General features: G+C 63.6%; 11 protein-coding genes. 7 read left to right on the forward strand and 4 right to left on the reverse strand.

Going from position 1 to position 13,124, the window contains the following annotated elements; genetic code table 11:
• Positions 1–159 precede the first annotated feature (159 nt).
• Entirely contained in the window at positions 160–948 is a 789-nt protein-coding gene (locus B5V03_RS18940; protein WP_129271919.1) for a thermonuclease family protein, read from the reverse strand.
• 201 nt (positions 949–1,149) lie between these two features.
• Here B5V03_RS18940 and B5V03_RS18945 point away from each other — a divergent pair, with 201 nt between their 5' ends.
• The 7 genes from B5V03_RS18945 to B5V03_RS18975 all read left to right on the forward strand — a co-directional run bounded on the left by B5V03_RS18945 (position 1,150) and on the right by B5V03_RS18975 (position 9,966).
• A complete protein-coding gene (locus B5V03_RS18945) occupies positions 1,150–2,748 on the forward strand; it encodes a GMC family oxidoreductase (RefSeq protein ID WP_129271920.1) in 1,599 nt (532 codons plus the stop codon).
• 7 nt (positions 2,749–2,755) lie between these two features.
• Positions 2,756–3,205 carry a hypothetical protein gene (locus B5V03_RS18950; RefSeq protein ID WP_129271921.1) on the forward strand — a complete coding sequence of 150 codons (450 nt, stop codon included), beginning with the start codon at positions 2,756–2,758 and terminating at the stop codon, positions 3,203–3,205.
• 91 nt (positions 3,206–3,296) lie between these two features.
• Positions 3,297–4,316: a S1C family serine protease gene (locus tag B5V03_RS18955; protein WP_129271922.1), complete on the forward strand. Its 1,020-nt coding sequence runs from the start codon at positions 3,297–3,299 to the stop codon at positions 4,314–4,316.
• Positions 4,317–4,375: 59 nt separating this feature from the next.
• On the forward strand, positions 4,376–6,097 hold the full coding sequence (locus tag B5V03_RS18960) for an FAD-dependent oxidoreductase (RefSeq protein ID WP_129271923.1): 1,722 nt from the start codon (positions 4,376–4,378) through the stop codon (positions 6,095–6,097).
• A gap of 345 nt (positions 6,098–6,442) precedes the next feature.
• Complete coding sequence (locus tag B5V03_RS18965) at positions 6,443–7,141, forward strand: cysteine hydrolase family protein (protein WP_129271924.1); 699 nt, start codon at positions 6,443–6,445, stop codon at positions 7,139–7,141.
• An 11-nt stretch (positions 7,142–7,152) separates the two neighbouring features.
• Positions 7,153–8,817 carry a regulator gene (locus tag B5V03_RS18970; protein WP_129271925.1) on the forward strand — a complete coding sequence of 555 codons (1,665 nt, stop codon included), beginning with the start codon at positions 7,153–7,155 and terminating at the stop codon, positions 8,815–8,817.
• Between the two features lie 135 nt (positions 8,818–8,952).
• Entirely contained in the window at positions 8,953–9,966 is a 1,014-nt protein-coding gene (locus B5V03_RS18975) for a hypothetical protein (RefSeq protein WP_129271926.1), read from the forward strand.
• 7 nt (positions 9,967–9,973) lie between these two features.
• Here the strand turns inward: B5V03_RS18975 and B5V03_RS18980 are convergent, their stop codons facing one another.
• Genes B5V03_RS18980 through B5V03_RS18990 form a run of 3 tightly spaced genes read right to left on the reverse strand, consistent with a single transcriptional unit; the run spans position 9,974 to position 13,052 of the window.
• The gene (locus tag B5V03_RS18980) at positions 9,974–10,798 is read right to left on the reverse strand and encodes a carbohydrate ABC transporter permease (protein ID WP_164988119.1); all 825 of its coding nucleotides are present in this window, start codon (positions 10,796–10,798) and stop codon (positions 9,974–9,976) included.
• Positions 10,795–11,733, reverse strand: a complete 939-nt coding sequence (locus B5V03_RS18985; RefSeq protein ID WP_129271928.1) for a carbohydrate ABC transporter permease — start codon at positions 11,731–11,733, stop codon at positions 10,795–10,797. The genes B5V03_RS18980 and B5V03_RS18985 overlap by 4 nt, the downstream gene beginning before the upstream one ends.
• Positions 11,730–13,052, reverse strand: coding sequence for an ABC transporter substrate-binding protein (locus tag B5V03_RS18990; RefSeq protein ID WP_129271929.1), 1,323 nt, complete (start codon positions 13,050–13,052; stop codon positions 11,730–11,732). The genes B5V03_RS18985 and B5V03_RS18990 overlap by 4 nt, the downstream gene beginning before the upstream one ends.
• Positions 13,053–13,124 lie beyond the last annotated feature (72 nt).

Below are 13,124 nucleotides of genomic sequence, written 5' to 3' on the forward strand. Positions count from 1 at the left end.
GAAACGCCCGAGCAAAGACAATCCAATGAGGATCGTCTGCCAAGGAAACGCTCGCGCAAAGCGCTTGCGTACACATATAGGTGCCGCAACTCGCGTTGGAGTTCAATTCCGGATCAATACTGTCTCCGGCTACCGCTCACGGCTGCGTGAACCAATTGTTCACTTTGGCCGGCGGCAATTATAGGCCCTGCGGAAGCCGGCAGCCTGGGCGTCGTCCTCCGAGCAGAACCAGCGGTCCGGCTTGGTGGTCGCGGGATAGCTCGGGCAGCCCCGCAAATGATAGATGCCAATATTGCCGGTGACGCGAGCGCGCACCGCGAGCTTGCCTTTGATGCTGCAACTGGGCGGCATCGTCAGGTCTTCCGGAAACAGAACGCTGCGGATCTCCTTGTCGCGGTCGGCGCGGCAGGCAGCGCCCAGCAGCACGCCGTCCTTCTTGCCGGTGCGGAACTCTTGCGGCGCCACAAAGCAGCCCTTCCAGATGCCGGCCGAGGCGGACTTGGCGTCGGCTGCGGCGGGCTTGACGTTCGCCTTGATCGGCTCGCGGGCGATGGCATAGCCGAGCTTGACCAGCTGTTCGTTCAGGCTGGTCTTGTCGCCCTCGGCCGTGCAGATCGCGCGGTGGCGCTTGCCAAAGCTCTTTTCCGGCCCGACATCGTCGCAGCGCACGGAGCGCTTGTTGATCAGCTTCGCCAGCTGGTCGCGCGCCTCGATGCCGCAGGTCCAGGGATCGGCGTGATCATCGATGCAGACCTGGTCCAGCTCCGGCGCATCGACGCCGTCGAGCCGATAGGTAACGTCGCCGAGCTGGATCGAATTGGCATCCCGGACGGTCGCGGCCGCCGTCAGCGCGGAGACGGGGTTGGAGGCACCCAGAAATCCGGACAGAGCGAGAAACAAAACAAGCGCGAAAGCGCGGGCGGCGGCAAATGGATTCTCGAAGGACATACGGTCTCGCTACGATTGCTCTGACGCCTCGTTCCTAGCATCCGGACGTCACGATACCAATGGTCTGCGCCCTGCGAAGTGCGACATTCGCCCGCCAGCCTTTACTCGCCTGCCGGTCTGCCCCTATCGTTCGGCGCTGCAGACATGGCAGCAAAGGCCGAATCGCCCGGGAAGCGGCGAGGGCGGGAGGAAAATGCTTCGATGAAAGACCCCGTGGACGTCCTGATCATCGGCGCCGGCGCTTCAGGCGCGGCGATGGCGTGGTCGCTGGCCGAGACCAAGATGCACATCCTTTGCCTGGAGCAGGGCGGCTGGATGAACCCGGCGGAATATCCCAGCACGGGTCGGGACTGGGAGGCCAAGTTCTACGGGGAGTGGTCGTCGAGCCCCAACATTCGCGGCCGGCCCGAGGACTATCCGATCAACGACGACAATTCGCCGATCAAGGTCGTGAACTATAATGCGGTCGGTGGCTCGACGGTGATGTACACCGCGCACTGGCCGCGGCTGCATCCCTCCGATTTCAAGGTGAAGACGCTCGACGGCGTCGCCGACGACTGGCCGATCGACTACGACGCGCTGACCCCGTTCTTCGAAGAGAACGACCGGATGATGGGGACGTCAGGTCTGTCGGGCGATCCCCTCTCTCCGTTGACGCATCCGCCGATGCCGCAGCAGCCGATGGGATTGTCGGGCGCGATCATCGGCAAGGCCATGAACGAGCTCGGCTGGCATTGGTGGCCGTCGGACACGACGGTCGCGACCACAGACTATGAGGGGCGCGCTCGCTGCATTAATCTCGGCCATTGCACGCCGGCCTGCGCGCAAGGCGCAAAGTCCTCGACCGACATCACCTATTGGCCGCATGCGGTCCGCGCCGGCGTCGAGCTGCGCACCCATTGCCGGGTGCGCGAAATCACCACCGACGAGAACGGCATGGCCACGGGCGTGGTCTATTACGACAAGGACGGTGTCGAGCAATTTCAGCCCGCGCATGTCGTCATCATCGCCTGTAACGGCGTCGGCACGCCGCGGCTGTTGCTCAACTCGAAGTCCAACCGTTTCCCGAACGGCCTTGCCAATTCGTCCGGCCTCGTCGGCAAGAATTTGATGTTCCACCCCTATGCGCAGATCTACGGTTATGTGAAGGAGCCGACTGATAGCAACCGCGCGCCGCCGACCTGCCTGTGGAGCAAGGAGTGGTACGACACGGATCTCTCGCGCGGCTTCGTGCGCGGTTACGGCGTCCAGTTCGTGCGCGGCGCGGGGCCGGTATTTGAGGCCGTCGTCAGCGAGCAGAAGGGCATTCTGCCGTGGGGCGAGGATCATCACCGAATCTTCCGCAAACTCAACGGCCATCGGCTGGGTTTCTCCGCGATCTGCGAGGATCTGCCGGAGGAGCATAACCGGGTCACGCTAGATCCCGTCTTGAAGGACAGCCATGGCATTCCCGCGCCGAAGATCGACTATACGATCAGCGAGAACAGCCGGAAGATGATGGACCATGCGCTCGCCCGCGGCCGCGAGGTATTGGAGACGGCGGGGGCGACCGACATCTGCGTCAATTCCCCGATCCCTTGGGGTGGCTGGCATCTGCTCGGCACCGCGCGAATGGGCACCGACCCCAAAAAATCCGTCGTCAACGAATGGGGCCGCACGCACGACGTGAAGAATTTGTTCATCGTCGACGGCAGCATCTTCGTCACCTCGGGCGGCGTGAATCCGACGTCCACCATCCAGGCCCTCGCGCTCTACATCGCCGACCAGATGAAGCAGCGCCTCGCAAACTTGTTTGATTGAGGCCGTCATGTCCGCAGACAATCAACTCACACGCCTCCAGCGCGACGACCTCCGCACCGTCGCCGCGATGATCGTCCCCGCCAGCGACGAGTATAAGGTGCCCGGTGCCGACGATGCCGCGATCCAGGCAGATATCCTTGCGACGCTCGGCCGCGATACCAAATTAGTGGTAGCGGCGCTGGACCATCTGGCGCGGTTGGCAGGTCAGCCGCTCGCCGAGCTCGACGCTGCGAAGCGCGATGCGGTGGCGCAGGAGTTTCGCGGCACCGGCGGCGCGGCTGCCGCAACGCTCGTCCGCGTGGTGCTGCAATGCTACTACCGTGATGACCGTGTGCTGCGTTCGCTCGGGCTCGAGCTGCGCGCGCCGTTCCCCAAGGGCTATGCGCTCCCCGACGGCGACTGGTCACTGCTCGATCCGGTGAAGGCCAGGGCGGGCACGCTGCGGCGGGCGCCCTAGCCACCTTGGCAGTCCAGCCTTACGCCCCTGGCGAGCCACTTGCGCCGGGGGGAACAGGCCACCATCTGTGTGAGCCTCAAGGACTTTTGCCATGCTGGATTTTTCCTCAGATATCGCCGATGACGGACCGTCATCGCGAACGGCGGAGGCTGCCCCGGACAATGACCGGGCTTTGCTGGACGCCTATTCCAACGCCGTGATCGACGTGACCGACCGGGTCGGCCCTGCCGTCGTGCGCGTCGAGACCGGTCCAAAGGTACCGAACGGCCGCGAGCGCGGCGGGCTCGGCTCCGGCATCGTGATCTCGCCGGATGGGCTCGTGCTCACCAACAGCCACGTGGTCGGCTCGTCGAAAGAGATTCGCCTGCGGGATGTCGAAGGAAACGTCGGCGATGCCCGGGTGCTCGGCGTCGATCCCGACACCGACCTCGCGCTGCTGCGTGCCGATGGCGTGCGCGACTTGCCTTATGCCGCGCTCGGCAACTCCAAGAGTCTCAAGCGTGGCCAGCTCGTGATCGCGATCGGCAATCCGCTCGGTTTTGAATCGACCGTGACCGCCGGCGTGGTCTCGGCGCTGGGGCGCTCGATCCGCTCGGTCAGCGGGCGCACCATCGAGGACGTGATCCAGACGGATGCCGCGCTCAATCCCGGCAATTCCGGCGGGCCGCTGGTGTCGTCGAATGCCGAGGTGATCGGCATCAACACCGCCATCATCAACGGCGCGCAGGGCATCTGCTTTGCGGTGGCCAGCAACACCGCGCAATTCGTGCTGTCGGAGATCATCCGCCACGGTTACGTCCGCCGCGCCTTCATCGGCGTTGCCGGGCAGACTGCGCCGGTCCCGCGCCGGCACGCGGTGCTGGCCGGCGTCGAGAACAAGATGGGAGCGCTGCTCGCTCAGATCGAGCCTGATGGCCCGGCGGCAAAGGCGGGCCTGTTGCCCGGCGACGTCGTGATCAGGCTCGATGGCGTCGAGATCAACGGCGTCGACGATCTGATCCGCGTGCTCGACCGCGACCGGATCGGCCGGCGGCTCGCCATGGACGTGCTGCGGCTCGGCCGCCTGCGGGCGATCGATATCGACCCCATCGAGCGCAAGCCGGCCCGCTAGCGTTCGGCAGGCGAGGCGGGGTATGACGGTGTCATGCCTTGCTTCCAGAAGCTCGCCGCATGATGCCGGCACATGAGACCTACGACGTCATTGTCATCGGCGCTGGCGCCGGTGGCATGACGGCCGCGGCGGTGGCCGCTGCCGAAGGCTTGCGCGTGCTCGTGATCGAGAAGACAGCCTTCGTCGGCGGCACCACGGCTTGGTCCGGCGGCATGATCTGGATCCCCGCCAATCCCAAGATGAAGGAGGCGGGGTTTTCGGACAGCATCACGGATGCCGTCCAGTACCTGTCGAGCACGGTGCCCGAGCCTGCCAATGCGGGATTGCGGGCCGCGTTCCTTGCGCGCGGGCCGGAGGCGGTCGCCTGGTTCGAAGCCAACACCGAGGTGCGCCTCCAGCCCGTGACGGTCTATCCGGACTATTATCCGGAGCGGCTAGGCGCGACATCAGGCGGGCGCGTGCTGGAGCCCGTCGCATTCGACGGCACAAGGCTGGGTGCGCATTTCGCGCGGCTGCGCGCGCCGCTGCCGGAGTTCACGCTGTTCGGCGGGATGATGGTCAATCGTCTCGACATCCCGCATCTGCGCCGGGTCGGAAAATCGCTGCGCTCGACCCTGCGCACAATGCGGCTGGTTTCCGAATACGCCTTGCAGAGGTTGCGCAGCCCCCGCGGTACGACGCTGCATCTCGGCAATGCGCTCGCGGCGCGGCTCTATGCCTCGCTGCTGGCGCGGCAGGTCGAGATCTTCTTCAGCGCCGACGTCGAGGATTTGTCGATGCAGGGCGATCGCGTCAGCGGCGTGGTGATCCGTCACGGCTCACGCGATCGCCCGATCGCCGCGCGACGCGGTGTTGTGGTCGCAACCGGCGGATTTTCACACGATGCTACGTTGCGCAAACGCTTCTTTCCGGCGGCGACTGGATTCGTCTCAACCACCAACACGGCCGGCACGGGCGACGGCCTTCGGCTGGCGATCACGGCCGGTGCCGCGCTCAACACGGAGGCGACCAGCCCGGCCTATTGGGTGCCGGCCTCCCTGTTCCGCCGCGCCGACGGCAGCCGCGGCGTATTCCCGCATACGGTGACAGACCGCGCCAAGCCCGGTGTGATCGCCGTGAATGCGGCGGGCCGGCGCTTCGTCAACGAGGCGCTATCGTACCACGAGTTCGTGCTCGCCATGCTGCGCGACGCCAACGGTGAGCCGGACCGCCCGTTCTACCTGATCTGCGACCGCCCGTTCCTGTGGAGCTACGGCCTCGGCCGCATCAAGCCGTTCACACATAGCGTTCGGCGTTACGTGGCGAGCGGTGAGTTGGTCGAGGCTCCCGATATCGCGCAGCTCGCGGCGAAGATTGGCATCAAGCCGGCTACGCTCGCTGCGACGGTCGCAGGCTACAATGCCAGCGCAAAGGAGGGCCGTGATCCCGAATTCGGACGTGGCAGCACGATCTACCAGCGCTACTTCGGCGACGCCGCCCACAAGCCCAATCCCTGTGTCGCGCCGATCATGCGCGCGCCGTTCTTCGCGATGCGCATCTATCCCGCCGACCTCGGCACCGCCATCGGCATGAGGGTCGATGCGCAGGCGCGCGTGCTGCGCGAGGACGGCACGCCAATCGCGGGCCTCTACGCCTGCGGCAACGACATGGGCTCAATCATGAATGGCAATTATCCCGGGCCGGGCATCATGCTCGGGCCGGCGCTGACGTTCGGGTACATTGCGGGGCGGCATCTGGCGGAGGGGGCGACGGTGGCGAGCGCTGCGACGGCAACTGTCTGACTGTCGCCCTCGCTCTATCCCCGCCATTGCGAGCGCAGCGAAGCAATCCACAATCCTTCCGCGGAAACAGTCTGGATTGCTTCGTCGCAAGGGCTCCTCGCAATGACGTGGAGGGAGCACGGGAGACGCTGCCCGCTAAAAAGCAAGCTTCACTGTCGCTCATCGTTTAAGCAAATGCCCGTCGCAAAGCCGTCGCACAGCGAATAAGCAGACCCCCGCTCTTCCGATAACATTTTGACAGAGCAGCGAATTTTCCCGTGCCGTTAGCCCGGTCGCTATTGTACACAATGGCACGGCGCTTGCAGAACTCCTGGCAAAAGAGAGTTCTCGCGGGGGCCTTGCGTCATGTTGAACTCAACCAAGCCAACACTGGGCGTCATCAGCGCCGAGCCCGAGCCGATCAAGCTCGACTGGTCGAGCACGGCACTCGTCATCATCGACATGCAGCGCGATTTCATGGAGCCCGGCGGGTTCGGCGAGACGCTCGGCAACGACGTCAGCCAGCTTGCGCGCGCGGTGAAGCCGATCGGTGCGCTGCTCAAGGCGGCGCGCGACACCGGCATGCTGGTGGTTCACACCCGCGAGGGCCATCTGCCCGATCTCTCCGATGCGCCGCCCGCAAAGGTCGAGCGCGGCGCGCCGTCATTGCGCATCGGTGATCCAGGCCCGATGGGGCGCATTCTCATTCGCGGTGAGGCCGGCCACGACATCATCCCCGAGCTCTATCCGCTCGACAGCGAGGTCGTGATCGACAAGCCCGGCAAGGGCGCGTTCTACGCCACCGAGCTCACCGACGTGCTGGAGAAATACGGCATCGAGAATCTTCTGGTGTGCGGCGTCACCACCGAAGTGTGCGTCAACACCACCGTGCGCGAGGCCAATGACCGCGGCTATCGCTGCGTCGTCATCTCGGACGGCTGCGCATCCTACTTCCCCGAATTTCACGAGATGGGCCTGAAGATGATCAAGGCCCAGGGCGGTATCTTCGGCTGGGTCGCGGACTCAGCCGCAGTCTTGGAGGCAATGAAGACTTCGACCACATAGGGGGTGATATCATGAGCACATCGACGGGGACGGCCGGCAAATCTGAGATGAACAAGTCCGAGTTCAAGCCGGCACTATGGACATCAGGCGACTGGAACGCGTTTTTCGGCTTCGGCACCAACATCCTCGTCAACATGCTGGTGCTCACGGGCCTGTTGCGCTTTGTCTTGAAGATGCCGGACTCACTCGTGTTCGGCCGAATCCTGCCCGCGCTTGGGCTGATGATGTGTCTGTCGACCTTCTACTACGCGTACCTCGCCTATCGTCTCGCGCAGAAGACCGGTCGCAGCGATGTCTGCGCGCTACCGTCAGGCGTCAGCGTGCCCCACATGTTCATTGTCACCTTCGTGATCATGCTGCCGATCACGATCAAGACCGGCGATCCGCTCAAGGGTTGGTCGGCGGGTCTGGTCTGGGTGTTCTTCCAGAGTTTTATCCTCATGATCGGCGGCTTCATTGCGCCTTTCATTCGTAAAATTACGCCGCGCGCGGCACTGCTCGGCACGCTCGCCGGCGTCTCCGTCACCTTCATCTCGATGCGCCCTGCGCTCGAAATGTACATGACGCCGCAGATCGGTCTCGTGTGTTTCGCCATCATTCTGGTGAGCTGGTTTGGTGGCGTGAAGTACCCAAAGAGTATCCCGGCGGGCCTGATCGCGATCGCGGTCGGCATGATTATCGCCTGGGGCTCGAACCTGTTCGGGCTCAATCTCGGCGGACTGAGCATCAAGGGCGTCGGCGATGCCTTTGCCAGCTTCGGCTTCTCTGTGCCGATCCCGGCCGTGGGTTACGTCTTCTCCGGCTTCGAATTCCTCGGAATCATCCTGGTCACAGCCATTCCGTTCGGCATCTACGACCTCGTCGAGGCCATGGACAATGTCGAGAGCGCGGAAGCGGCCGGCGACGAATATCCGACCACACGCGTGCTGACCGCCGATGGCGTCGTCAGCCTGATTGGCTGCCTGATGGGCAATCCGTTCATCAACGCCGTCTATATCGGCCATCCCGGCTGGAAGGCGATGGGCGGCCGCATCGGCTACTCGGCTGCGACCGGCGTCATGGTGGTCGTGCTGGCCTGGTTCGGCATCATCCCGGTGCTGTTGGCGCTGGTGCCTGTCGTCGCGATCTCGCCGATCCTGCTCTATATCGGCATGCTCATCGGTGCGCAGGCGTTCCAGACTACGCCGGTCAAGCACGCGCCCGCGATCGTGCTAGCCTTGACCCCGCATCTTGCGGCCTGGGCCAAGCTCCAGATCGACACGATGCTGGGCTCGACCATGAATGCGGCGGCGACCGTCGGTGGCATGGCCGCCGACAAGGCCGACGCGGTCAAGACCGCCGCGATCGCGGCACTTCCGCAGCAGGGCGTGTTCTACCACGGGCTCGAGATCATGGGCGGTGGCTCCATCCTCGGTGGCCTCATCCTGGGCGCGATCGGTGTCTTCATCATCGAGCGTGACTTCGAGAAGGCTTCCGCCTTCGCGCTGGTCGGCGCGGTCCTCACCTATTTCGGCTTCATGCACGGTGAGTCCGTCGGCATCGGTGGCGGCTTTGGCGTCACGCCGTCCGTCGCCTTCGCCTATGCCGTCGTGGCCGCCGGACTGTACGTTCTCAGCCGTCGCACCAGCGAGCACTACATTGCGCATGCGGACATGCACGCGGCACCGGCGGAGTAGGCATCGACTTCAATTGTTGCGGAACGGCCGGGCTGTGTCCCGGCCGTTTCTTTTTCCCGGGTCAGCTGATGCGGGGCTATGTTCAAGCGCTACCTCGGCTGTCTTGCCTGACTTGGCCAAGCTGCTCTACTCTCGATGGCAGACAAGCTCTCAACGGGCCTTTCGATGCTGCCGCTGGACCATCCACTTTGGAAGAAGCTGGACGACGCGCATCGCGATCGGGACATTCCGCAACTGCTGGCCAGACTTTCGGAAGCTTGGGACGACGAGAGCGCGAGGTCACTCTTATGGGACTGCTTATGTCACCAGGGCACGTGTTATGGGGCAACTTATGCCGCGATCCCGCATCTTCTGACGATTGCGCAAGTCGACGCCAACCGGCACCAACGGCTCGAAATCGCGCTCTTCTGCGGATACGTCGTGCTCAACGCGTTGATGCCTGGCCACCAAGGCGAAGATCAATCGCTTTCCGGACTTCCCCAGACCCTTGAAGAATGGGATCAAAAGCTCGACTGCTATCGTGATCTCGTCGCGCGCCTTGAAGGGCCGGGCAGGTTGAACGCGCATCATGAACGTACGATATTGTTGCCGCGCTATAAGCAGATCTTGCTTGCGGGGGCGATCGTTGGCTCAGACCTCGGTACGATCGAGGAGATCAGGCGCGAATTCCTGTCCTCTCTGACGGCCGTGAGCGAGATATGTGAGCGCGCACTTCTGGAAAACCGTGGAGATGAGAATGTTGTGATGCCGCTGCTCGGAGGCCTCGCCGCGACAGACAGGCGTCTCGATCTTGGCCATCTTTTCCATCAGGGAAGAGAAGGTTGGTTGAAGTGTAGGCAATGCCGTTTGGACTATCAGTATGCCCTGTTTGGAAGTCAGGTGGTCCTCTATGCCGAAGAAGGTTCTTCGACGTCTGCAGCAGGGTTCGATCAGCGGCCACTTCTTGATCTGAAAGAGGGAACGGCGTCGAGATGTGACGTCCTTGTCGAGCCTGTCGACGACAGCAAGGCCCTCGTTTCCTCGATCGGGCGGATGATCCTGCTCGCGGACCGGGCGCAGGCTCGGTCGCCTGCCGTGCTTCTGCGTCATTTCCTCGGCAGCTTCCGCTGCCGGCGCTGTGGTACGAGTGCCCCGGTCTGTGGCGACTAAGGCACAGCTACCCGCCCTTGACGGCCCCCGCCGTGAGCCCGGCTACGATCTGGCGCTGGGCAAACACCGTCAGCAGCAGCACCGGGAGCGTCACGATCAGCGCGGCAGCTGCGAGCGGGCCCCAGCTCAACTGGTCGAACGAGATCATGTTGTAGACCGCAACGGGCAGGGTGCGCGTCTCGCGTCCCGCCAGCACGATGCCGAACACAAAATTGTTCCAGGAGAAGATCACGGCCAGAATGAAAGCGACCGCGATGCCGGGCTTGGCGATCGGTAGCGCAACGTGGCGGAACACCTGCCAGCGCGTGGCGCCGTCGATCAGCGCGGCTTCCTCCAACTCCAGCGGCGTGGTTTCGAAATAGCCGATCATGATCCAGATCACGATCGGCACCGTCACCACCAGATGAATGATGATCTGCGGCACCAGCGTGCCCAGCAGGCCGAGCCACTGGAACAGCAGGAACAGCGGGATCAAATAGGACAGGCCGGGCGTGATGCGCGCGATGAGGATCACGATGGCGGATTTGTGCGCAGCCATGCGCGCGATGCCGTAGCCGGCGGGCACGCCGACCATCAGCGCAAGCGCGGTCGCACTGCCCGTGACGATCAGGCTGTTGATGAAATAGGTCAGGAAGCGGTTGGAGGCGAGCACGTCGGCATAGTTCTTCCAGGCGATATGCTCGGGGAAGAACACCGGCGGGTAGGCAGCGTTGTCGATCTCGAATTTGAGCGACAGCGACAGCATCCAGAGGAAGAACAGGATGGCCGGCGATACGATGACGAACACCGAAAGCCACAGGCCGATTTTGCCGATGATCTGACGGGGTGTCATGCGTCGCTCGCGATTTCTGTCCACAGCATGCGCTGACGGGCGTAGAGCATCACGGCTGCAAGGGCGACGATGAGGAGGAAGAACACCACCGCGATTGCCGAGCCGTAGCCGAGGTCGTAATAGGTGAAGGCGACGCTGTAGAGATAGATATTGATCGTCTCCGACGCCGAGCCCGGGCCGCCCTGCGTGATCGCGAAGATGATGTCAAAGCTCTTCACCGCGTCGATCATGCGGATCATGCCGGCGATGAACAGGAACGGCATGATCAGCGGCAGCGTGATGAAGCGGAACACCTGCCAGAGATTGGCGCCGTCGATCTGCGCACTCTCATAGGGCTCGGTCGGGATGGCGGCGAGGCCGCCGAGCACGATCAGCATGACCAGCGGCGTCCATTGCCAGGTCTCGACCAGCACCAGCGAGGGAATGACGGTCGCGGGATGAAACACCCAGAGCTGCGCGGGGATGCCGACCAGCGACAGCAAATAGTTCAGCACGCCGAGCTGCGGGTGGAACATCATGGTCCAGACCAGCGCGATCGCGACGGGTGTCGCCATCATCGGCATGATGAAGACACCGCGCAGAAAACCGCGGCCGGCGAATTTCTGGTGGAACACCACGGCCGCGAACGTGCCGAGCACCAGCGGCAGCAGCACCGACAGCGCGGTGTAGGCGATGGTGTGCACCACGGACTCGAGAAAGCGCGGATCGCTGGCCAGCCGCAGATAATTCGAGAACCCGACGAAGGTGGTCGGCGAGCCGACCTTCCACTCGTTCAGGCTCATCCAGATGGTGAAGACCCAGGGGAAGATGATGATCGCGAGTACGACGACCAGCGCCGGCACCACGAACGGCCAATAGGACGGCGGCCGCAATTCCTTCTCCGGCGCGGCACCAGACTGTGCCGCAGCCGGAGTCGATTGTGTCAACGCACTCACGTCTTTTCGCTACGCTCCAGGATCGGCCGGTACTGGTCGTTCGCCTTCTTCAACTCGGCCGCGGGATCGGCGCCTGATAGCGTGGCGGTGAGTGCCGCGCCGACGATGTCGCGGAATTCGGCGACCGGGATCACGACGGGCAGCCCGAGCTTGCTGATCTTGCCTGACTCGATCACCGACTGCAGCCACTCCTTGGTCTTCACGCCCTTCTGGACCTCGGGATCGCCGAGGATCGAGTTGCGGAACGGCACACCGCCGCCGGCCTGCAGCAGCCGCGCGCCCTGCTGCTTCGAGACCGCCCACTGGCAGAGCAGATAGGCGGCTTCCTTGTTCTTGCTCGCCGCCGCAATGCCGATGCCGTCGCCATAGGTCGAGGAATATTGTCCCTTGGGCCCGGCGGGCACGACGGTGTAGCCGACCTTGCCGACGACGCGCGAGGCGGCCGGATCTTCCAGCGGCGGCGCCCAGCCGACGCCGTCGATCCACATCGCGGACCTTCCTTGCGTGAAGGAGGCCATCGACTCCATCCAGTTGAAGCCGGCGACGCCGGGCGGGGCGGTTTTCGTCAGCAGTGTCTGGTATAGCTTGGTCGCGGCGATGGCTTCCGGACCGTCGGTCAGGATGTTGCCTTTGGCATCGAGGAATTCGCCGCCATAATCGAGGAAGAAGTTGCTCCACATCGCCATGTTGGCATTGCGCAAGCCTCGTCCGACGAAGCCGTAGATGCCTTCCTTGGGATCGGTCAGCTTCTCGGCAGCCGCGACCATCTCGTCGAGGGTTTTGGGGACGGCGACGCCCTTCTTCGCGAACAGCTCCTTGTTGTAATAGAGGATGAAATAGTCCACCGACCAGGGCAGCGACAGCATCTGGCCCTTGTCGTTCTTGGCGTATTGCAGGCCTGCGGCGGAAAAATCGCTCTCGACGAGGTCGGGCGCGGTCAGATTGGGGTCCTTCATGAAGGGCGTCATGTCGGCGAGCCAGCCGGCCTTCTCGAACTGCCGCTTCTGCACGTGATAGCTGAGATGCACGACGTCAAAGCTCGGCCGGCCCGAGGTGAACTCGATCACCACCTTCTGGCGCTGCTGCTGCTCGGGGATCTGCTCCGCTTCGACCTGGATGCCGGTGAGGTCGGTGAATTCCTTGAGGTTCTTTTGCAGATTGTCGCCGCGCGGACCCTTGGCGAGGATCACCTCCAGCTTAGTCCCGGCATATTTCTTCCAGTTGACCTCGGCGCGCGCCGGTAGTCCCGTCAGGCTGAGCGCGCCAGCCGCTGCGGTCCCGGTCAAGAGCGTACGGCGCGAGATTCTGGTGTCGACCACTTCTAGTCCTCCCCTTGTGACTCATCGTCTTTGGAGGCGGATACTAGCGACCGCGCCGCGTCTGCCTAGTCC

Source organism: Bradyrhizobium betae (assembly GCF_004123905.1).
Lineage (GTDB): Bacteria > Pseudomonadota > Alphaproteobacteria > Rhizobiales > Xanthobacteraceae > Bradyrhizobium > Bradyrhizobium betae_A.